The organism is Roseovarius sp. THAF27, from assembly GCF_009363655.1.
Lineage (GTDB): Bacteria > Pseudomonadota > Alphaproteobacteria > Rhodobacterales > Rhodobacteraceae > Roseovarius.
The window spans coordinates 140,577-159,245 of sequence record NZ_CP045394.1 but is presented as its reverse complement, the minus strand read 5'-3'; the positions used below and the strand labels follow the sequence as shown (position 1 = coordinate 159,245).

24 protein-coding genes and 1 pseudogene are annotated in these 18,669 nt (G+C 60.1%); 13 read left to right on the top strand and 12 right to left on the bottom strand.

Annotated features, from left to right (window positions below; all coding sequences use genetic code 11):
• The first annotated feature begins 13 nt into the window (after positions 1 to 13).
• The 5 genes from FIU89_RS21625 (at position 14) to FIU89_RS21610 (ending at position 2,349) form a co-directional block, all read left to right on the top strand.
• Entirely contained in the window at positions 14 to 469 is a 456-nt protein-coding gene (locus tag FIU89_RS21625; protein ID WP_057796925.1) for a DUF411 domain-containing protein, read from the top strand.
• Positions 470 to 535: 66 nt separating this feature from the next.
• Positions 536 to 670: a hypothetical protein gene (locus tag FIU89_RS22875; RefSeq protein ID WP_009503829.1), complete on the top strand. Its 135-nt coding sequence runs from the start codon at positions 536 to 538 to the stop codon at positions 668 to 670.
• Between the two features lie 184 nt (positions 671 to 854).
• A complete protein-coding gene (locus FIU89_RS21620) occupies positions 855 to 1,250 on the top strand; it encodes a cytochrome c (protein ID WP_254701913.1) in 396 nt (131 codons plus the stop codon).
• On the top strand, positions 1,247 to 1,840 hold the full coding sequence (locus FIU89_RS21615) for a DsbE family thiol:disulfide interchange protein (protein WP_057796927.1): 594 nt from the start codon (positions 1,247 to 1,249) through the stop codon (positions 1,838 to 1,840). The genes FIU89_RS21620 and FIU89_RS21615 overlap by 4 nt, the downstream gene beginning before the upstream one ends.
• On the top strand, positions 1,837 to 2,349 hold the full coding sequence (locus tag FIU89_RS21610) for a TlpA disulfide reductase family protein (RefSeq protein WP_057796928.1): 513 nt from the start codon (positions 1,837 to 1,839) through the stop codon (positions 2,347 to 2,349). Before FIU89_RS21615 ends, FIU89_RS21610 begins: the two co-directional genes overlap by 4 nt.
• 50 nt (positions 2,350 to 2,399) lie before the next feature.
• On the opposite strand, the gene FIU89_RS22410 is transcribed toward FIU89_RS21610, so the two are convergent.
• Positions 2,400 to 2,546 carry a hypothetical protein gene (locus FIU89_RS22410; RefSeq protein ID WP_172978212.1) on the bottom strand — a complete coding sequence of 49 codons (147 nt, stop codon included), beginning with the start codon at positions 2,544 to 2,546 and terminating at the stop codon, positions 2,400 to 2,402.
• Between the two features lie 180 nt (positions 2,547 to 2,726).
• On the opposite strand from FIU89_RS22410, the gene FIU89_RS21600 reads away from it, so the two are divergent.
• Genes FIU89_RS21600 through FIU89_RS21590 form a run of 3 tightly spaced genes read left to right on the top strand, consistent with a single transcriptional unit; the run spans position 2,727 to position 4,650 of the window.
• Positions 2,727 to 3,425: an SCO family protein gene (locus FIU89_RS21600; RefSeq protein WP_057796930.1), complete on the top strand. Its 699-nt coding sequence runs from the start codon at positions 2,727 to 2,729 to the stop codon at positions 3,423 to 3,425.
• The gene (locus FIU89_RS21595) at positions 3,422 to 3,913 is read left to right on the top strand and encodes a hypothetical protein (RefSeq protein WP_057796931.1); all 492 of its coding nucleotides are present in this window, start codon (positions 3,422 to 3,424) and stop codon (positions 3,911 to 3,913) included. The genes FIU89_RS21600 and FIU89_RS21595 overlap by 4 nt, the downstream gene beginning before the upstream one ends.
• Positions 3,910 to 4,650 carry a cytochrome c biogenesis CcdA family protein gene (locus FIU89_RS21590; protein WP_057796932.1) on the top strand — a complete coding sequence of 247 codons (741 nt, stop codon included), beginning with the start codon at positions 3,910 to 3,912 and terminating at the stop codon, positions 4,648 to 4,650. Before FIU89_RS21595 ends, FIU89_RS21590 begins: the two co-directional genes overlap by 4 nt.
• A 103-nt stretch (positions 4,651 to 4,753) precedes the next feature.
• Here FIU89_RS21590 and FIU89_RS21585 read toward each other — a convergent pair.
• Positions 4,754 to 5,026 (bottom strand): annotated as a pseudogene (locus FIU89_RS21585) (glutaredoxin); the annotation flags it as partial.
• 105 nt (positions 5,027 to 5,131) lie between these two features.
• Here FIU89_RS21585 and FIU89_RS21580 point away from each other — a divergent pair.
• The 4 genes from FIU89_RS21580 (at position 5,132) to FIU89_RS21560 (ending at position 9,438) form a co-directional block, all read left to right on the top strand.
• On the top strand, positions 5,132 to 5,530 hold the full coding sequence (locus FIU89_RS21580; RefSeq protein WP_144435654.1) for a hypothetical protein: 399 nt from the start codon (positions 5,132 to 5,134) through the stop codon (positions 5,528 to 5,530).
• Between the two features lie 304 nt (positions 5,531 to 5,834).
• Positions 5,835 to 7,295 (top strand): TolC family protein, encoded by a 1,461-nt coding sequence (locus FIU89_RS21570; RefSeq protein WP_057796934.1) that lies wholly within the window; start codon positions 5,835 to 5,837, stop codon positions 7,293 to 7,295.
• A gap of 12 nt (positions 7,296 to 7,307) precedes the next feature.
• Positions 7,308 to 8,666 (top strand): multicopper oxidase family protein, encoded by a 1,359-nt coding sequence (locus tag FIU89_RS21565; protein ID WP_152477320.1) that lies wholly within the window; start codon positions 7,308 to 7,310, stop codon positions 8,664 to 8,666.
• A 46-nt stretch (positions 8,667 to 8,712) separates the two neighbouring features.
• A complete protein-coding gene (locus FIU89_RS21560) occupies positions 8,713 to 9,438 on the top strand; it encodes a copper-binding protein (RefSeq protein WP_152477319.1) in 726 nt (241 codons plus the stop codon).
• Positions 9,439 to 9,480: 42 nt separating this feature from the next.
• Here FIU89_RS21560 and FIU89_RS21555 read toward each other — a convergent pair whose 3' ends face one another.
• The 6 genes from FIU89_RS21555 to FIU89_RS21530 form a co-directional block, all read right to left on the bottom strand.
• Positions 9,481 to 10,245, bottom strand: coding sequence for a MauE/DoxX family redox-associated membrane protein (locus FIU89_RS21555; RefSeq protein ID WP_057796881.1), 765 nt, complete (start codon positions 10,243 to 10,245; stop codon positions 9,481 to 9,483).
• Position 10,246: 1 nt separating this feature from the next.
• Positions 10,247 to 11,116, bottom strand: coding sequence for a DUF305 domain-containing protein (locus tag FIU89_RS21550; RefSeq protein ID WP_152477318.1), 870 nt, complete (start codon positions 11,114 to 11,116; stop codon positions 10,247 to 10,249).
• Positions 11,117 to 11,216: 100 nt separating this feature from the next.
• Positions 11,217 to 12,175 (bottom strand): IS630 family transposase gene (locus tag FIU89_RS21545; protein WP_152477317.1). Its coding sequence is split into 2 segments (ribosomal slippage): positions 11,217 to 11,831 and positions 11,834 to 12,175, totalling 957 coding nucleotides; the frame shifts between segments, so codons are not numbered across the junction.
• 99 nt (positions 12,176 to 12,274) lie between these two features.
• Entirely contained in the window at positions 12,275 to 12,691 is a 417-nt protein-coding gene (locus tag FIU89_RS21540; RefSeq protein WP_057796883.1) for an ion channel, read from the bottom strand.
• Between the two features lie 14 nt (positions 12,692 to 12,705).
• Complete coding sequence (cueR, locus tag FIU89_RS21535) at positions 12,706 to 13,125, bottom strand: Cu(I)-responsive transcriptional regulator (protein ID WP_057796884.1); 420 nt, start codon at positions 13,123 to 13,125, stop codon at positions 12,706 to 12,708.
• Positions 13,126 to 13,138: 13 nt separating this feature from the next.
• Entirely contained in the window at positions 13,139 to 15,658 is a 2,520-nt protein-coding gene (locus FIU89_RS21530) for a heavy metal translocating P-type ATPase (RefSeq protein ID WP_172977594.1), read from the bottom strand.
• 137 nt (positions 15,659 to 15,795) lie between these two features.
• Here FIU89_RS21530 and FIU89_RS21525 point away from each other — a divergent pair, with 137 nt between their 5' ends.
• Entirely contained in the window at positions 15,796 to 16,002 is a 207-nt protein-coding gene (locus FIU89_RS21525; RefSeq protein ID WP_057796886.1) for a heavy-metal-associated domain-containing protein, read from the top strand.
• Positions 16,003 to 16,055: 53 nt separating this feature from the next.
• Here the strand turns inward: FIU89_RS21525 and FIU89_RS21520 are convergent, their stop codons facing one another.
• Genes FIU89_RS21520 through FIU89_RS21510 form a run of 4 tightly spaced genes read right to left on the bottom strand, consistent with a single transcriptional unit; the run spans position 16,056 to position 18,661 of the window.
• Positions 16,056 to 16,781, bottom strand: a complete 726-nt coding sequence (locus FIU89_RS21520) for a DsbA family protein (protein ID WP_057796887.1) — start codon at positions 16,779 to 16,781, stop codon at positions 16,056 to 16,058.
• A 2-nt stretch (positions 16,782 to 16,783) separates the two neighbouring features.
• Entirely contained in the window at positions 16,784 to 17,209 is a 426-nt protein-coding gene (locus FIU89_RS21515; protein ID WP_057796903.1) for a c-type cytochrome, read from the bottom strand.
• A 59-nt stretch (positions 17,210 to 17,268) separates the two neighbouring features.
• Positions 17,269 to 17,703 carry a multicopper oxidase domain-containing protein gene (locus FIU89_RS22980; RefSeq protein WP_328586706.1) on the bottom strand — a complete coding sequence of 145 codons (435 nt, stop codon included), beginning with the start codon at positions 17,701 to 17,703 and terminating at the stop codon, positions 17,269 to 17,271.
• Complete coding sequence (locus tag FIU89_RS21510) at positions 17,687 to 18,661, bottom strand: multicopper oxidase family protein (protein WP_328586707.1); 975 nt, start codon at positions 18,659 to 18,661, stop codon at positions 17,687 to 17,689. The genes FIU89_RS22980 and FIU89_RS21510 overlap by 17 nt, the downstream gene beginning before the upstream one ends.
• Positions 18,662 to 18,669: the final 8 nt, after the last annotated feature.

Here is an 18,669-nt window from a genome sequence, read left to right as displayed (position 1 = left end):
AATGAATGAACCGATGAAGAAGATACTTGGATTTGCCAGCCTCGGCACGGCAGGTACCGTCGCCGTCCTTGCGATGAGCCTGAATGCCGCGCCTGCCGCGGCGCAGGAGGTCACGCTCTACAAGAACCCACAATGCGGATGTTGCGAGAGTTACGCGGACTATCTGCGCGAGAACGGTTTCACGGTGGAGGTGAAGCCGACCCACGATCTGGCGCAGATTAGCCGCGATGCGGGCATCCCGGATGACTTCCAAGGCTGCCATGCAGCCTCTTTGGACGAATACGTTGTCAGCGGCCACGTGCCGATCAATGTCGTCAACAGGCTGCTGGAAGAGCGCCCGGAAATTGCCGGTGTGACTCTTCCCAACATGCCATTGGGGTCGCCGGGTATGGGCGGCGCGAAACAGGAGCCCTTCAAGATTTACACCGTCGAGGAAGGTGTGAGCCCGACCGTATATGCGGTCGAATGATCAATCGCGCGGTCTAGTGCGAACCCGTGTCAGACCGGCTTCAAGGGAAAGCAAAGGATGGAATGCATGATGATGGACGGTGGAATGATGGGCGGCGGCATGATGATTGCGATGGGCCTCGTCTGGTTGCTGATCGTGGGTGTGCTGGTGCTCGCGGCGATCGCCTTGGTCAAATACATCCGCTCGGACAGCGGGAAATAGAAATGTGCCAGAATGCGGACTGAGGGTGCCAGCAGCGGCGACAGCCTGTTGTCGATGGGATTGGCCTGGGCGCTTTGCGTCCTACTTGTCCTGTCGTTGCTCGCGGCACTTTTCATTCTCTGTAGGTGGCTCGCAATAAGAAGGCGGAAACTTAGTGAAAAACACGATTAGGCTCTCGGCTGTCCTGCTCGCCACAACAGTTTTGCCCGTTGCGGCGCAGAGCGACGTGCGCATGGGTGAGCGCCTCTATCAAGAAAATTGTGCCAGTTGCCATGGGGCAAACCTGGAGGGGCAATCAGATTGGCGCATACGATTGCCGAACGGCAGGTTGCCTGCCCCGCCGCACGACGCCTCCGGCCATACCTGGCATCACCCCGACCGCGTATTGCTCGACATCGTGAAACGCGGACCGGCGGCGATTGTCGGGAACGGGTACGAAAGCGACATGCCCGGATATGAGGATGTGCTGACAGACGATGAGATCACGGCGATCATTGACTACATCAAGAGCACATGGCCCAACCGGATCCGCGCGTCGCAGGAAAGCCGATCCCTTACCGATGAGCAGGCGCAGCCATGACGGAAGAGGTCGAGGGAAATGCCGACCCTGTGTCGCGACGCAGTATCTCCGGGTTCGTGCTGGTGCCGCTGATAGCTTTTGCCCTCATGGTCCTGTTCGGTTGGGGGCTTTTCAGGGGTGGCGACGACTTGCCGTCGGCACTTCTCGGCAATCCCGTGCCCGACTTCGCGCTGCCCCCGGTGCTCGGCCGCGAGGAAGGTCTTTCGACGCAGGACCTGATCGGACACGTGTCACTGGTGAACGCCTTTGCCTCGTGGTGTGTGCCCTGCCGTGCCGAACATCCGCTGTTCATGGAGTTGAACGCAACCGGTGAGGTGCCGCTCTACGGAATCAACTACAAGGACCCGCCCGATCAGGCGCGCGCCTGGCTCGACGAATTGGGCGATCCCTACGCGCGCATCGGGGCCGATATCAACGGACGTGCTGGCATCGAATGGGGCGTTTATGGCGTGCCCGAAACCTACGTCATCGCCGATGGCACCATCGCCTACCGCCATGTCGGTCCGATTACGCGGTCAATCCTGGAAGAAACCCTATTGCCGATCGTCCGTGATCTGAACACCCAATCCGCCAAGGAGACAACGCCATGAAACATCTGAAACCGGCGCTGATCGCTTGGGCACTGTCCGTCGGCACGGCGTTTGCCGGACCGCAGGGGTTCGCCCTGCACGATACCCCGCAGCCCGTCGCCAATGTGCGCTACGAGAAAGAAGACGGCAGCCGTGGGGACATGGAGGACTTTCGCGGCAAGGTGATCCTCGTGAACGTCTGGGCAACCTGGTGCGTCCCCTGCCGCGAAGAGATGCCGACGCTGGATGCGCTTCAGGCGGAACTTGGCGGCGACGACTTCGAAGTGGTTGCCCTTTCCATCGACCGGGCCGGATCACAAATCGTTCGGCGTTTCTACGACGAGATCGGTGTCACCAATCTCAATATGTATGTCGACCAGACCATGCTTTCGATGACCGCGCTGCGCACCGTTGGCCTGCCGACGACGATCCTGATCGACGCGCAGGGGCGGGAGCTCGGGCGACTGGTCGGACCAGCCGAATGGGACGACCCCGAAATGGTGTCCTTTCTGCGCGGATTTATCGAATGAGTTCCCCAGAAGACGTTCCCTCACCCTTGACCTTCCAGTTGCCGGAATGACTATCTCACCAACATCGAAAGGATTTTTCGGATGACCGACGTAATACCGTCCAGCGACGCAGCCACTTCAGGCATTTCCAGTGCTGGCAACAGGCCCCCGTGGTTGGCGCGCAGGCGATTGCTTTTCGTCGGTGCGGCAACGGTCATGGGGGGTGGCATGGCGCTGAACTGGGGATGGCTCACCGCGATCGGGCTCGCGCCTGTTCTGGTCTCGCTGGCCCCCTGCGCTGCGATGTGCGGTCTCGGTTTGTGCATGAAGGGCGGGTCCGGCGGACAATGTAAGGATGCGAAAACAGCCAATCCCATTCAAACTGAAAGAGGCGACACTTGAACAGTTTTCTGACCCGTCGCGCAGCCTTGGCGATACTTGCGACCACGATTTCGTCTCCGGCCTTCGCCAATCATCCGGGTGAAAACCTGGATGCACGTATGTTCGAGATGGAACCCTACTTCCAAGCCATCGATGCAGCGCAGGCTTCGGATTTCGAGTTGCGGGATTCCGAGGGGAATACTGTGCGCTTGTCAGACTTCGGCGACAAGGTGGTCATCCTGCACTTCATCTACGCCAATTGCCCGGATATCTGCCCGCTCCACTCCCAAAAGATCGGGGCCATTCAGGCCTCGATCAACGACGGGCCGATGAAAGATTTGGTACAGTTCATCTCGATCACGACCGATCCGGTGAATGACACGCCGGACCTGCTGCGCGATTACGCGGATCGGCATGGACTCGACACGAGCAACTGGGTCATTTTGACCAAGCAGCCTCATCAATCTGATGACGTAACGCGCCTTCTCGCGCGGGAATATGGGATGGAGTTCACGATGACTGCCGACAGCGACATGATGATGCACGGAGCGGTCACCCATGTCGTGGACATCGGCGGACGGTTCGCCGCAAAATTCCATGGCATGGACTTCAAGAACGTGAACCTGATCCTCTACGTCAGCGAGTTGATCAACAACGACCAACATCGACGCCGGGAGCCCAGCTGGTGGGACCAGCTGACAGGTGTGTTTCAATGAGTGTCGTCGCGACTGGCGTCAGGCTGTCCTCGACAGACGGAATCTCCCTGACAGCTCTGCGTCGGTATTTTTCGGTAATAATCCCGGCCAATCTGATCTGGGAGTTCGCACATATGCCGCTCTACACGATCTGGAAAGAGGGCACTTGGGGGGAGATTGTCTTCGCAGCCGTCCATTGCACGGGTGGCGATATCCTGATCGCCATGAGCACGCTGATGCTTGCGCTCATGCTGTCGGGTCGGGGCTGGCCCCTGGTTGCCTCCACGCGGCGGTCTGTGACTGTCCTTACGGTGGTATTCGGGCTGGGATACACGCTGTTCAGTGAATGGCTCAACATCGTGATCCGCGCGGCCTGGGCCTATTCGGACCTGATGCCGATCATTCCGATCCTTGATGCGGGCCTGTCACCTGTGCTGCAATGGATCGTGATCCCGCTGACCGCGTTCTGGTGGGCCTTGCGGCCCTTCAACGCCGATCGTGAAAAATGACGGATATCTCCGGCATCGGCATTTTCGCGGCCTTTCTGGCGGGGGCCATTTCGTTCCTGTCGCCCTGCGTCCTGCCGCTGGTGCCGGGCTATGTCTCCTATATTGCGGGCCAGCCGGATTTGCGCACGACGCGTTCGGTCGGCCTGCGGGCGCGCGCCGGGGCGCTCGGGTTGAGCGCCTGCTTTGTCTTGGGCTTTTCGACAGTCTTCGTCGCACTCGGGGCTGGGGCCAGTGCGCTTGGATCCCTGCTGCTGACATGGCGCACCGAACTGAACTATCTCGGCGGCGCGATCATCATTCTGTTCGGACTGGTCATGCTGGGTGTCTTTCGTCTCAATGCGTTCTCGCGCGATACCCGTTTCAATCTCGACATTCCCGGCGGTCGCCCGCTCGGGGCCTACGTGCTGGGACTGGCCTTCGCCTTTGGCTGGACACCTTGCATCGGACCGATCCTCGGCGCGATCCTGACACTCAGTTCGACCTCCGGCGGCATGTCGGACGGCATCTGGCTGCTGTCGATCTATTCCGCTGGTCTAGGGGTGCCCTTCCTGCTGGCGGCGCTCTTCACCGACGCCATCGCCGCGCGGGTTAGGCAGATCGGCAAGGCCGGCCGCTGGCTCTACAAGGGCGCGGGTATTGCCATGATCATCATGGGAGTTGCCATCATGACCGGGCAATTGTCACGGTTTGCCTATTGGCTGCTGGGGACGTTTCCTTTTCTCGCGACAATCGGCTGACGAACCTCGAACCAGCTCTTGGCGTGATGGTTGGTAAGTGGGGATCATCTCCACCACTCAAATAGGTCGTACACGCCGCGCCCCTGTAGAGGTCGCGGGGCCGTCAGCCGATCAGGTAGACCCGGATCGGCATCCAGATCCCCATCACCACCATCATGACGTTTTCGGTGAGCGAGACGAACCCCAGCGGCACGTTGCTGTCACCGCCGACGCAGGCGCATTTCAACTCGCGCTTGTCGATGTAGACCGCCTTGAAGACCGATACCGCACCTACGGTGCCGATGAACAAGGCCAGGGGTGCCGAAAGCCAGGTGAGCGCTCCGGCGACCATGAGGATACCCGCGAAGGCCTCTCCGAAGCGATAGATCTTGCCGTAACCTGCGGATTCTCCAAATGGTTGGAGGGGAGTCGGGGCTCAGGCCACAGTTTTCAAAGGATGGAAACGTTGACAGAATGCTTTCCATGATACATTTAACTTACTATGAGGATCGCACTCACCATTTCAAGATTGCGTCAGATGATGCTTGGTATCATCTGTGTGCTTGCTTTGGCTACAGTTCCGTCGTCTGCTCTACATGCTCAGATGGGCGGACATGGCGAGCCGGTTGGCACAGATCATAGCGCCGAAACGATGTCTGAATTAAACGATAGTGGTCACGGCCATTCCGCTGCAACTCATTGCGGGGAAAGCGAACGCGTTGCAAACGCGGATGGCGAACATGACGGCATTCAATGCTGCAACGGCTTCTGCTTTTCGGTTGTTCTCGATGAAAGAAACGTGATCCGGTCGCGCGACGAGCCAAGCGCGCGTCACGTGGCTGTCGACCGCCTGATCGTATCGTTCGAACCGGACAGCCCACAACGCCCACCACGAGTCTGACTTAGCCGCCGATCCGGTATGCGGATCTTCTGAGTGCGCCTGCAAAGCGTTCTCGAGTTTCTCAATAAGTCAGGTCTAAACTAATGAAAATTGCTATACTTCTGGGCGCATCTGCGCTCGTGCTTGGGGCGTGCACGTCAGAGCCCACGCCGCTTCCGAGCGTTGCCAGCCAAGAGGCTACGTTCAATGGTACGGTTTCATCCCCCTTGTCCTACAAAAACCCCCTGGCCGGGTACACGTATCGTGGCCCAACTGGCCCGCGCGACTGGCGCGAGGTCAACGAAGAGCAATCGGAGGCAAACTGATGATTTTGACGAGACCTTTACTTGCGCTTGGTCTGCCAATGACACTGGCAGCATGCGCGACGGCGGTTCCAGATGCCTACACGGACCAGAAAGCCGGGTTTTCGATTGTGTCAACCCAGACCGCGGCGGCCATCGGCAAAAGAACAGCTTTTGCGCAGACCCAAGCCGAGAACGCGGAATTGAAAAAACAAGTTCACGCAATGGTCCATCAACGAACGATCTCGGCAGACACGGCGGTGCAGGTCGCGCTCTTGAACAACAAGGGGCTGCAAGCCTCCTATGCCAATGTCGGACTTTCGGCTGCAGAGGCTTGGCAGGAATCAACGCCGGAGAATCCGATCGTTGCAATCGGAGTGCTTGGCATCGGAGCTGCGGAATTGGGCGCTTACCGGGCGATAGAAGGGTTGTTTCGAGCGAACATCCTTGACGCGCAAACGCGGAAGCAACGTGTTCTGCTGGCAGATGCGAATTTTCGGGCCGCACAGATGAATGCGGTGAATGACACGCTTGCGCTTGCCAACCAGACGCGAATGGCGTGGATCAACGCCGTGGCTGCGTTTGAAACTGTAACGTATCTCAAGCGTGCCAAGGCCACTTCCGACGCCGGGTCAGAACTTGCGGCCCGGCTGGGCGAGACCGGCGCGCTGAACAAGGCCGGTCAGGCGCGGGAACAAGCGTTCAATGCCGAGCTGGCTGGACAGCTGGCACAGGCCCGACTGAATGCAACCCAAGCCAAAGAAGATCTGACGCGGTTAATGGGGCTGTGGGGCACCGAAGTGAATTACTACGTGCCCGATGCTTTGCCAGCGCTCCCGAGGTCGGTTGGGCCAATCACTAACCTGGAAGCTAAAGCCCTTCGAAACCGGTTCGACCTGCGGGTCGCTAAACTCGGGCTTGAAGCGCAGGCGGCTGCATTCGGGCTGACCGATCAAACGCGGCTTGTGACCGATCTCGAGCTCATCGCTGGTTTCGAAGCAGAGCGGGAAAGAGAGGACGGTAACCTTGAAACTGAAACTACCCCGCAGATTGAGCTGGAGTTCGCCATCCCGATTTATGACACCGGCAAGGCGCGGATGCGCAAAGCGGAGCTGATGTATCTTCAGGCAGCAAATGTTCTGGCTGAGCGCGCGGTCAATGTGCGGTCCGAAGCACGTTCTGCTGAGACCGCTTATCACGCATCTTACAAGATTGCGCGTCACTACCGCGACGTTCTTGTGCCGCTGCGCAAGACCATCGAGGAAGAAGGCCTGCTGTCCTACAACGGCATGATTACCAACACCTTCGAATTGCTCACGGATGTGCGCGAAAAACTTGGTTCCTCGCTCGAGGCGGCCAATGCCAAGCGTGACTTCTACTTGGCCCAGGCGAACTTGACTGCCGCCATATACGGCGGTGGCGCAGGCGGAATGGGCGATGGAGAGGGCGTATCACTTGCCGCCGGTGGCGGCGCAGGACACTGAAAGGAATATGACATGCTGAATAGACGTCAATTACTCGGAGCCGGCGCCGCAGGTGCAACGCTGGTCTCTTCAAAAGCCTGGGGTCAAACCCTGAACATGGGGTTGCCAGAGGCTGCGCAGATGGACAGTGCGGCAACGGCGATCACGGCGCGTCCCAATTCTGGGCCGGACTACACGCCTGTGGTCACGCTGAACGGGTGGACCCTGCCGCACCGGATGAACAACGGGGTGAAGGAATTCCACCTCGTCGCCGAACCGGTCGAGCGCGAACTCGCTGATGGAATGATCGCGCATTTGTGGGGCTATAACGGCCAGTCCACGGGTCCAACGATCGAAGCGGTCGAAGGTGACCGGGTCCGCATCTACGTCACCAACAAGCTCCCCGAGGCGACGACGATTCATTGGCACGGGATGATCCTGCCTTCCGGCATGGACGGGGTCAGCGGACTGAGCCATCCCGGCATCCCGGCGGGCAAGACCTACGTCTACGAGTTTGACCTGATCAAATCCGGCACCTTCATGTATCACCCGCATGGCGATGAAATGGTGCAGATGGCGATGGGGATGATGGGCATGTTCGTGGTCCATCCCAAGGACCCAACGTTCATGCCGGTGGATCGTGACTTCCTGATCATGCTCAACGCCTTTGACATTGATCCCGGCACCTACGTGCCGCGCATCATGACCATGACCGACTTCAACTTGTGGACCTGGAACAGCCGGATCTTCCCCGACATCGATCCTCTGGTAGTCAACAAGGGAGACCGGGTGCGTGTGCGCGTCGGCAACCTGACGATGACAAACCATCCCATCCACATGCACGGCTATGACTTTAAGGTCACCTGCACGGATGGCGGCTGGGTGTCGCCTGAAGCGCAATGGCCAGAGGTGAGCATCGACATCCCCGTGGGCGCGATGCGCGCCTATGAGTTCGTCGCGGACCATCTGGGTGACTGGGCGATCCACTGTCACAAGTCACACCACACGATGAACGCCATGGGCCATGACGTGCCGACGTTCATCGGGGTCAACAAGAAGCCGCTGACGCAGAAGATCCGTCAGTTCCAGCCGGAATACATGCCTATGGGCACGAACGGGATGGGCGAGATGGCGAAAATGGAAATGCCGCTGCCCGACAATACCATCCCGATGATGACGGGTTGGGGCCCTTACGGCCCCATCGAGATGGGCGGCATGTTTTCGGTCGTAAAGGTGCGGGACGGCATCGACGCGGACGATTACTCCGATCCCGGCTGGTACGAGAACCCCCCGGGCGAGATGGCCTACGAATGGACCGGCGAGTTGCCTGAATTCGCCTCCAACAACAGCCCCAGGACCATTCTCACACAGAAACCAGCCTCGAAGGGCTGAGCAGCCCGTCGTCATCTCTAACCAAACCAACCTACAGGAAAATGAAATGAAAAACCTTCTTCTGACAACAAGCCTCGCGATCGCGCTTTCCACACAGGCCTATGCTACAGGCACGCACGGCGGTGGACATGATGAAAACCAGCCTACCGAACAGACAGAAATGATGGTCGGCATGCCGGGTGACCCCGCCAAGGTGGATCGCACAATCGACGTCACTTTGCTCGAAAACGATGAGGGCCAGATGCTGATCGAGAGCGAGCCGATGGATATCAAGGAGGGCGAAACCATTCGCTTCAACATCACCAACAAGGGTGAGTTGGAGCATGAGTTCGTACTCGACACGGTCGAGCGCAATGCCGAGCACAAGATCGAAATGGCCAAGATGGACATGGAACACGACGATCCGAACCGTATCCGTCTCGATGCGGGCGCGTCGGGTGAGGTTGTCTGGACTTTCGCGAATTCCGGTACGTTCGAAGCAGCATGCCTGATCCCGGGCCACTACGAAGCCGGCATGCACCGTGAGGTCGCGGTCGGTGACCAGATAGCTCAGGCTGACGTGGAGTACACGAGCGGGACCATCAAGAAAATCGACGCGGAGGCCGGCAAAGTCACAATCATTCACGGCCCTCTCGTCAACCTTGATATGCCCGCGATGACCATGGTGTTCCGCGCTGACGAAGCAATGATGGCCAAGATGGCGGAGGGTCAGGAAATCGAGTTCGTTGCCGACCGGGTTGAGGGAAAGCTTACTGTCACGCAGATGAAATAATCACTTAGATGTTCGGGTGGCGCGGTTGCCACCCGAACACTACTACCATCCGAGCGCGAACACTTTAATTGGCATCCAGATGCCCATGAGCATCATCATCAGGTTTTCAGTCAGAGAGATGAAACCCAGTGGCACATTGCTGTCACCGCCCACACAGGCACATTTAAGCTCGCGTTTATCGACATAGACCGCCTTAAAAACGCTTATAGCTCCCACCGTTCCAATGAACAGCGCAACCGGCGCCGACAGCCAAGTGAGAGCGCCAGTAACCATAAGGATACCAGCGAAAGCTTCCCCAAATGGATAGAGGTAGCCGTATCGGACCCAACGGCGAGCCAGTAGATCGTAATTCAGGAACATTGTAGAGAAGCTCTCGACATCCTGCAGCTTCTGCACGGCGAGAAAGCACATGGAAATGGCGATGAACCATTCCGCCGCGCGCAGCGTGAAGATGCTACCGAAGCTTGCCCAGCTGAGGCCGAGCGCTAAGAAAAACGCGACCGAGAAGATCGCAATGACTGGCCGATAACTGGTTTCGTCGCCTTCCGTATTGTCGTTGCCGAAGTGCACTCGCAAAGCCTCGTAACCACCGATCCGCTCACCGTCGATGAAAGTCTGTGGCGTGGTCTCGACGCTGTGCTGTTCCATGAAGGCATCGGTGTCCTCCCGGGTGGTGAGATGGTGGTCCTCGACCTCATACCCCTCCCTTTCAAGAAGATCCTTCGACTTCAGGCCATAGGGACAGAGATGACCCGGCATCACCATGCGATAGAGCTTCGCCGTGCTCGGAGTTGCCTGCTGGTCCATGTCAGCCCCCGCAGCTGTAGAAGCCGCGGTAGCCGGCGTAGAGACCGGCGTCGAGCTCCAGCGTCATCGTCGCCTCGACCGGCTTGCTGCCCACCGAGTCAAGCGCCGCTCCGTCCTCGGCGGCGGTGAGAAGGATCGCCAGACCCTCGGTGCCTAGTTCCCCGGCCGCACCTTGGTCGATCCGCACGAGGTCGCCGCTCAGCTTGACCAGCCCGACGGCCTCACCATTCACTTCGCCAAGTGCCAGAGAAGCCGGACTGCCAGTGGTGTAGTTGAAGGTGCAGGCCGCGCCATTGGGCAGAAGCTGAGCGATCTCCTCCTCGGTCAGGAAACCGGGATCGAGCACGGCTATGTTCGCGGTAGAAAGGGCTTCGTCGAGGTTCACGATGCGAGGGCTCACGGGTTTCTCAGGCTCGGATACGTCACCCGAGGCCTCCATCTCGTTGATGAGATAGCGCATTTCAGCGATTTCCTTGTCCTGCGCATAGATAATCTCGTCCGCCAGCTTGCGCACCCGGGGATCGGAGATGTTGGCCCTGCTCGACGTCATGATCGCGATCGAATGGTGCGGGATCATCGCGCGCATGAAACTGGTATCGCCAACCGTCGCCTGGCTGCGCACGAGCCAGAGCGACCCGGCGAAAGCGATGGCAGCTCCCGCGAAAATCGCCGTATTGATCGCCTTGCGTGAATACATCGAGAGCATGAAGGCCAGCATAATGAACGCCATCGTCGCGCCCATCAGCAGTGCCATGTAAGCCCGGGTTTCGGACCAGAAAACGTGGGAAATGAGGTAAGTATTCAAATACATAAGTCCGAACATTACAACCGTGGAGGTCGCAATCATGGCTGCAAATCTCCAATATGACATGTTGTACTCCTTCTGCTTTCACTGTCGTCGCGGACATAGCAACAACAACCATCCAGCGCTGGAGGGTTCCAGATTTTCCGGGCATTAAAGCGTTTCGAGATTAGTTTGAGACATATCCGGCGGCCTTGAAGTAGTTCCAGCACTCTTCTGGGTCGTAGAGATCGCAGATTTCTCGGATCGCCTCGAAGAGTTCGGTGAAGGTTCTTGCTCCGATCCGTCGCAAGTGGGCTTTCAGTTTCAAGAAGGCTTGTTCTATGGGATTCAAGTCGGGCGAGTATGGCGGCAGGTATAGAAACCAGCAGCCATGGTCGCGCAGGGCTTGTGCCGCCTCTTTGTTGCGATGTGTGGCCAGGTTGTCGAGGATGACCACGGTGCCGGGTGCGATTTCCTTGACGAGGACTTCTCGGATGTAGGCAGCGAAGGCCGGACCGTCCATTGCGCCCCTGATGACCCATGGCGCGATCAGCGCGTCGCTGGTCAGCCCCGCGATCAATGTTTGTGTTCCCCAATTTCCAAAAGGCGCGTCCATGGTCAGGCGTTCCCCTTGGGGTGCCCAGCCTCGGAGCCGGGTGAGGTTCGTCTTCACCGCTGTTTCGTCAATGAAAACCACGTGGTCTGGCATACGGGTGATGGCCGGAGAACGATAGGCGGCCCAGTCGTCGCGCCGGCGTCTTACCTTGGCGCGGCGGCGTTCGGTGGCCACCAGCGACTTTTTTTGTGCGTGAAGCCAAGGCGCTTCAGCAAACTGGCAACGGCTGAATGATGAACCGTGATCCCCTCGGCATCGGCAAGCGCATCGCGCAGCTCGAACAGGGTTATGTCAGGGTCTTGCGCCACCAACTCTCGGAAGAACTCAACATGGGGCGCCAACTTTCCGCCGCCACGTGGACGCCCCATCCGCGCAATGTGGACCGCGCCGGAGGCATGTATTTGCCGCCTCCAGCGTGCGCCAGTTGCCGCAGAAACCTGAAGACGGCGTGACGCCTCCCTGCCTGACAGCCCTTCTTCGATCAATCGCAAGAAACGATCTCGGAGTTCCTTTGGCAACGGTGCTGGCATGGTCCTGATCCTCCCACAAAGGGTGAATCACAAATCCGACCTCAGGGGAATCCCTCCGATTCAAACTTTGATCGAAAAGCTTTAAGTCATCTGAGGCTTCTAGTCCTTCCCTCTCGTAACCACGAGAAAGATGGTGGAGGCCGAGCAACTAATTAGGAGAAAGCCATTCAGGGCCTCGGCACCGGCCAGAAAACGCAGATGGTCCGTGGGATAGATATCGCCGAGGCCGAGGGACGAATAGTTGACCAGGGAAAAGTAGAAAACGTCCATAAACGTGTCGATGTTCTCCTGTTCAAAGCCGCCGATACCGATGAGTTCACCGAAACTGAAGCCGAGGGCATAAAGTCCGGCTTCAATGATGTGGGCAAGCGCAAGCGTATAAAGAGCAAAAAGGAGACGTGCGGACTGTGTGGACGGCGTCCCACGCGCCCGGTTCATCACAAGGGTCATCGCACGGACGTGCACCAGCCCGCTCGACCCGAATAGAACGACAACCAGAAGGATGGCCCAAACCACGTCTTCGGACCCAACTAAGTTGATTTGCGCCGGTCGTCCTCGTCGCGCCGTTTCATGGCCAGATCGGCCAGGATCGGGCAGTCCGGGCGATGATCTCCGGCACACTCCTCGACGAGATGCGCGAGTGTCGCTCGCATTTCCTTTAACTCGGCGATCTTGCCGTCGATTCGCTCAAGATGTTGCTTGGCGATCTCCTTCACCTCGGCGCTGGCACGTTTTTCGTCTTCGTAGAGCGCAAGAAGATTACGGCAATCTTCAATTGTGAAACCGAGCGCACGGGCGCGTCCCAGAAACGCCAGCTTGTGCGCGTCACTTTCACGGAACGTGCGATAACCGTTCGAACTGCGCAAGGGCTTGACCAGTCCGATATCTTCGTAATAGCGGATCGTCTTGGCGGGCAGCCCGGAAAGGTCGGCGACATCTCCGATATTCATTCCATGATCCTCCTTATTGAGCGGCGACAGGGGCAGGGGAAAGAGAATTCGCCCCTTCAGATTTCAAGCTGCTGGCTTCATCCATGGCCGGGCGGATCCGGCGCAAGCGCAGCGCGTTCGTCAGTACGAAGACCGAGCTCAGCGCCATTGCCCCGGCGGCCAGCACCGGCGACAGCAAAAGCCCGAAGGCCGGGTAGAGCACACCTGCCGCCACCGGGATCAGCGCGACATTGTAGCCGAAGGCCCAGAACAGGTTCTGGCGGATGTTGCGCATGGTCCGCCCGGACACATTGAGCGCGTTCACTACGCCGCGCAAATCACCCGACATCAGCACGACATCGGCAGATTCGATGGCAACATCGGTGCCGGTGCCAATGGCGATGCCTACATCCGCATGCGCCAGCGCGGGCGCGTCGTTGATGCCGTCCCCAACGAAGGCGATCTGTTGGCCGCCTTGCCGCAGTTCATCCAGCGCCGCCACCTTGCCATCGGGCAGGACGCCCGCGATCACGTGGTCGATGTCGATCTCCCGCGCGATGGCCTCGGCCGTTTCGCGCTTGTCGCCGGTGATCATCGCGACCTTCAGCCCGAGACCATGCAGCGCCTCGATGGCGGCGGCGCTGGCGGGCTTCACCGGGTCGGCCACGCCGATGACCGCCGCGACCTTTCCATCCACGGCCGCGAAAAGGGCCGTCCGGCCCTGCTCCGCGAGCCGGCGCTCGGTATCGGCCAGCGCCTCGATGCTCAGTTCCTCGCGGGTCATCAGGCGATCCGCGCCGACAAGCACGTCGTGCCCCGCGACCTTGGCGCGCACGCCGTAGCCGGTGATCGAGTCGCAGCTTTCGACGTCACGCCGTGCCGCGCCCTCGGCCTGAGCCGCGCGCATGATCGCCTCGGCAATGGGATGTTCGGACTGCGCCTCGACAGCCGCGACTAGCGCCAGAACCTCGGCCCGCTCAAATCCGTCGGCCAGAACGAGGTCGGTTAGTTCGGGGCGGCCCTCGGTCACGGTGCCGGTCTTGTCGAGCGCGACCATGTCCACGCCAGTCAGCTGTTGCAAAGCGTCGCCCTTGCGGAAGAGCACGCCCATTTCTGCGGCGCGCCCGGTGCCGACCATGATCGAAGTGGGCGTGGCCAGCCCCATCGCGCAGGGGCAGGCGATGATCAGCACCGACACGCCCGCCACCAGAGCGTAAGACAGCGCAGGCGACGGCCCCAACAGCAGCCAGACCAGCACAGCCAAGGCCGCCAAAGCCATGACCGCCGGCACGAACCAGAGCGTGATCCGGTCCACCATGCCCTGGATCGGCAGCTTGGCGCCCTGGGCTTGCTCGACCATGCGGATGATCTGCGCCAGCGTTGTGTCCGCCCCCACGCGGGTCGCGCGGAACCGGAAACTGCCCGTACCGTTGACGGTGCCGCCGGTCACCGGATCGCCCTCAGCCTTGACCACGGGGACCGGCTCACCGGTGATCATGCTCTCGTCGACATGCGCGCGGCCTTGCGTCACTTCGCCATCCACCGCGATGCGCTCACCCGGCCGCACGACGAGGGTGTCGCCCACGCGGATGCGCTCAATGGCCACGTCCTGCGCCTCGCCGTCCACCAGAACCCGCGCCGTGCGGGCCTGAAGGCCCAACAGCTTCTGGATCGCGGCCCCTGTACGCCCCTTGGCGCGCGCTTCCATCCAGCGGCCCAGCAGGATCAGCACCACAATGACCGCAGCAGCCTCGAAGTAAACGGCGCGAGCCGCCTCGGGCAGCACGGACGGCGCGAAAAGCGCGGTGATAGAATAGACATACGCGGCCCCGGTCCCCACCGCGACAAGGCTGTTCATGTCGGGCGCGCCTTTCACCAGAGCGGGGAACCCCTTGGTGTAAAATTGGAGACCGGGCCAGAAAAGCACGATGGTCGTCAGCACGAACTGGATCATCCAGCTGGCCTGATGGCCGATCGTGCGGCCGATCATCTCGTGCATGCCCGGCACGAGATGCGCCCCCATCTCAAGCAGGAACACGGGCAAGGCCAGCGCCGCTGCGAAAGCGGTCCGGCGGGCGAGCGCACGGGCCTCGCCTTCCTTGCGCGCGCCGCGATCCTCCGCAGTGCCGTCGTCGGCCAATTCGGCCGAATAGCCCGCCGCCTCGGCGGCCTTCAGAAGTTCGACCGGGTCGGTCGCGCCCTCGACATAGGTGACGGTCGCGGTTTCTGACGCGAGGTTGACATTGACCCCGCTCACCCCTGCCACTGCCGCGAGCGCCTTGTCGACGCGACCAACGCAGGAGGCGCAGGACATGGAAGAGACGTTCAGGCGCGCCGTTTGCGTTCGGGCGGGATAGCCGGCATGCTCCAGCGCCCCGATCACCTCGGGGATCCGGGCATCCGAGTTGATCCGGGCCTGCGCCGTTTCGGCGGCGAGGTTCACGTTCACCTCGTCGACCCCGGGTAATGCTAAAAGCGCACGCTCGACCCGACCGACGCAGGACGCGCAAGACATGTTTTGAACAGAAAAACGCAAATCTCTTGAGCCCGGCATGAACGTCTCCTTCATCTACTGAAAGATATCTAAGGCTTCCCCCCGCTGGAAGGTCAACAATGTCGGGATATTTTTTCGCCCTTGACCTTCCCATGCAGGAAGCAGGCATCTAATGCCGAGAACTGGAGAAAACAGATATGCGCAGCTTCAAGGTTCCGGATATGAGTTGCGGCCATTGCACCGCAACGATCGAAAAGGCGATCAAGGCGATAGACCCAACATCGTCCGTGACCTGCGATACGGGTACGCGGCAAGTCGAGGTTGATAGCGTGCTGAACGAGCACGTCCTGACGGAGGCGATCCGAAATGCCGGTTACGGTGTCACGGCTGCTTCGACGACCTGAAGATCACCGGTGCCGGGCAATTCTGGCGCCAGTTCTCCATCGTCGCATGAGGTTCATTCCCTTTCGCGGGCCTCATCGACCAAGGCTTCCAGTTGGTCTTGTTCGATCAAACCGGGAACCAGGTTGTCGCCGATCACGAAGGACGGTGTGCCGTTGAAACCCAACGCCTGCGCCAGCCGCATCGATTCGTCGATGTGCGCCTGGACTTCCGGCGCCTCCATGTCCGAACGCAGCTGGTCCACGTCAAGGCCGATTTCTTCGGCGATCCGCAGGACAGACGCCTCTTGCGCACGTTCCGCCATGCCCATCAACGCCCAGTGGAATTCCTCATACTTGTTCTGATTGCGTGCCGCCAAGGCCGCCTTCGCCGCAAAGACCGACCCGTCGCCGAGTATCGGCCATTCGCGAAAGACGAACCGCACATTCAGGTCCGCCTCGATCAAACCTTCAACCTCCGACATGGCCCTGCGGCAATAGGGACAGTTGTAGTCGAAAAACTCCACAACAGTGACGTCCCCGTCAGGATTGCCCAGCACCGGTGCGTTCGGATCCTGTTCCAAGAGCTGGCGTTGTTCCTTGAGCACGTCGGTCGTGGCCTCTGCCTGCGCGGTCGCTTCCTGCTGTTCGAGAAGCTGCACCGCTTCCATGATGATCTGGGGGTTTTCCAGAATCGCTTCCAAGGCCAGTTCCTTGACGCGTTCCTCGCTCAGCTCCTGTGCGAACGCGGAAAGCGGCAACAGGATGCTAATGGCGAGCACTGCCAGTCGAAGCGATTTCATTTTCAGTCTCCTCTTTTTTGCTGTTCCGCTTCGCTGCGGGCGGCCTGGACCTCCCGCTGACGGTCGGGCCATGTGGATTTGATGAAGGCGAGGATGTTCCAGATCTGCGCATCGGTCAGCTCATTGCCAAAACCGGGCATGCCGCTTTGGAAATCCACACCCTGCTTCGCGAGGGTCTTCTTTCCGCCGAGCTTGGTATAGTCGAACAGAATACTATCAGGATGATGCCAGGTGTGACCGGTTTCGTCATGCGGGGGTGCGGGCAGGATGCCATCCTCTCCGGCCGAGCGCCATCCGGCCTGTCCCTCGAGATCGGCGCCGTGGCAAGAGGCGCAATACTCCTGATAGAATTCTGCGCCCTCGGCGAGATCGACAGACTGCGGCGGTTCCGGCGTGGCGGAGGTGCCGGATGTCCCTCCCGCCATCATCCAGGCGCCGACTCCAGCCGCGCCGGCCATGAGCAGAAAGAGGATCAGCCAACGTCGCATCATGTCACCTTCATCCAGGTCATCATGCCCGAGGCCGCGTGGCTGAGCATGTGGCAGTGAAACAGCCAGTCGCCGGGATTGTCGGCCACGAAACCGATCGTGTGGGTCTGGCCGCCGAACATCAGGATCGTGTCGCGCAAGGGACCGAGCCCGCCATCCTCGCCGATCTCGCGGAAATGCAGCCCATGCAGGTGCATCGCGTGGGGAAAGGACGTGTCGTTGTAGATCTGCAGCTTGACCGTTTCGCCCTTCGCGACATCTACGAGCGGCGCATCGGTCATGCCGATCGTTCCATTGAACGACCAGAACTGGTTGGCGACCACCAACTCGCGAAAGCTTTTCTTCTCGCCATTCAGAAACGCGCTGTCGAGCGTGCCCATTGCGCCGCCCTGCATGTCGAGCCGCACGGTCCTGGCGTCATCGAGGCCGATCACCTCCATCCCCGGATTGGGTCGCAGCGCGTCCGGTGCATCCCGGGAGCGTGGTCGAGGCCTTTCCAGTCACGGTGAAAGCCACCTGCGAGGCCGCCTCCTGATCGTCGAGGCGAACGAGATGGGCGGTTTCCTCGGGCGCGGCGGTCACGTCGACGATCAGATCGGCCCGCTGACCGGGGCCGAGGATCAGCGCCTCAGCGAGCGGCTCGGGCCGGGGCAGTGGCATGCCGTCCAGTGCAACCGTCCAGCCCTCCATGCCATGAAGCGACAGCACGAAAATCCTGGCGTTGGCCGCGTTGACGAGGCGCAGGCGCAGACGTTCGTGTTGGCGCACCTCCAGGGAAAGGTCGTGCCGGCCGTTGGTGGCGATGAAATTGCCGCGCCGCCCGGCATGGCCGCGGTCATGGCGCGAGGTGAAGTCCGGGACGATCTGCGCCATTTCGGGGTCGAGCAGCCAGTCATCAAGGATCAGTACCTCTTCCCGATCCAGGTCCGGCGGCTCGGATTCCTCGACGATCAACGCGCCATAGAGCCCGCGCGCCACCTGTTCGGTCGAGCGGTTATGAGCGTGATACCAGTAGGTTCCGGCATCCGGCGCGATGAAATCATAATCAAAGCTCTGCCCCGGCTCGACCGCGGGCTGGGTCAGCCCGGCAACACCATCCATCGCATTGTCTATGCGAACCCCGTGCCAATGCACCGTGCTTGCCTGGGGCAGTGCGTTCATGAAGCGGCGTTGCAGCCGCGCACCCTGCTGAAGACGCATTTGAGGGCCGGGCATCGCGCCGCCATAGCCCCAGATTTCGGTCTTGGGATAGCCTTCCGGCGCCAATTGAACGCTGGCCGTGCGGGCGTCCAGGGATTGAAACTCTGACGTTGCGGCATAAAGCCGCTTTGGAAGGGCAAGCGCCGCGGTGATAGCCGCCCCCTGCATGAGAAAATCGCGTCGCGTCGGCATGGAGAATC

Bases quoted from the DNA above. Each gene is read 5' to 3' on its own strand.
- FIU89_RS21625 (WP_057796925.1), top strand. From the start codon at position 14: ATGAAGAAGATACTTGGATTTGCCAGCCTCGGCACGGCAGGTACCGTC.
- FIU89_RS22875 (WP_009503829.1), top strand. From the start codon at position 536: ATGATGATGGACGGTGGAATGATGGGCGGCGGCATGATGATTGCGATG.
- FIU89_RS21615 (WP_057796927.1), top strand. From the start codon at position 1,247: ATGACGGAAGAGGTCGAGGGAAATGCCGACCCTGTGTCGCGACGCAGT.
- FIU89_RS21610 (WP_057796928.1), top strand. From the start codon at position 1,837: ATGAAACATCTGAAACCGGCGCTGATCGCTTGGGCACTGTCCGTCGGC.
- FIU89_RS22410 (WP_172978212.1), bottom strand. From the start codon at position 2,546: ATGACCGTTGCCGCACCGACGAAAAGCAATCGCCTGCGCGCCAACCAC.
- FIU89_RS21595 (WP_057796931.1), top strand. From the start codon at position 3,422: ATGAGTGTCGTCGCGACTGGCGTCAGGCTGTCCTCGACAGACGGAATC.
- FIU89_RS21590 (WP_057796932.1), top strand. From the start codon at position 3,910: ATGACGGATATCTCCGGCATCGGCATTTTCGCGGCCTTTCTGGCGGGG.
- FIU89_RS21580 (WP_144435654.1), top strand. From the start codon at position 5,132: ATGAGGATCGCACTCACCATTTCAAGATTGCGTCAGATGATGCTTGGT.
- FIU89_RS21570 (WP_057796934.1), top strand. From the start codon at position 5,835: ATGATTTTGACGAGACCTTTACTTGCGCTTGGTCTGCCAATGACACTG.
- FIU89_RS21565 (WP_152477320.1), top strand. From the start codon at position 7,308: ATGCTGAATAGACGTCAATTACTCGGAGCCGGCGCCGCAGGTGCAACG.
- FIU89_RS21560 (WP_152477319.1), top strand. From the start codon at position 8,713: ATGAAAAACCTTCTTCTGACAACAAGCCTCGCGATCGCGCTTTCCACA.
- FIU89_RS21555 (WP_057796881.1), bottom strand. From the start codon at position 10,245: ATGGACCAGCAGGCAACTCCGAGCACGGCGAAGCTCTATCGCATGGTG.
- FIU89_RS21550 (WP_152477318.1), bottom strand. From the start codon at position 11,116: ATGTCATATTGGAGATTTGCAGCCATGATTGCGACCTCCACGGTTGTA.
- cueR (WP_057796884.1), bottom strand. From the start codon at position 13,125: ATGAATATCGGAGATGTCGCCGACCTTTCCGGGCTGCCCGCCAAGACG.
- FIU89_RS21530 (WP_172977594.1), bottom strand. From the start codon at position 15,658: ATGCCGGGCTCAAGAGATTTGCGTTTTTCTGTTCAAAACATGTCTTGC.
- FIU89_RS21525 (WP_057796886.1), top strand. From the start codon at position 15,796: ATGCGCAGCTTCAAGGTTCCGGATATGAGTTGCGGCCATTGCACCGCA.
- FIU89_RS21520 (WP_057796887.1), bottom strand. From the start codon at position 16,781: ATGAAATCGCTTCGACTGGCAGTGCTCGCCATTAGCATCCTGTTGCCG.
- FIU89_RS21515 (WP_057796903.1), bottom strand. From the start codon at position 17,209: ATGATGGCGGGAGGGACATCCGGCACCTCCGCCACGCCGGAACCGCCG.
- FIU89_RS21510 (WP_328586707.1), bottom strand. From the start codon at position 18,661: ATGCCGACGCGACGCGATTTTCTCATGCAGGGGGCGGCTATCACCGCG.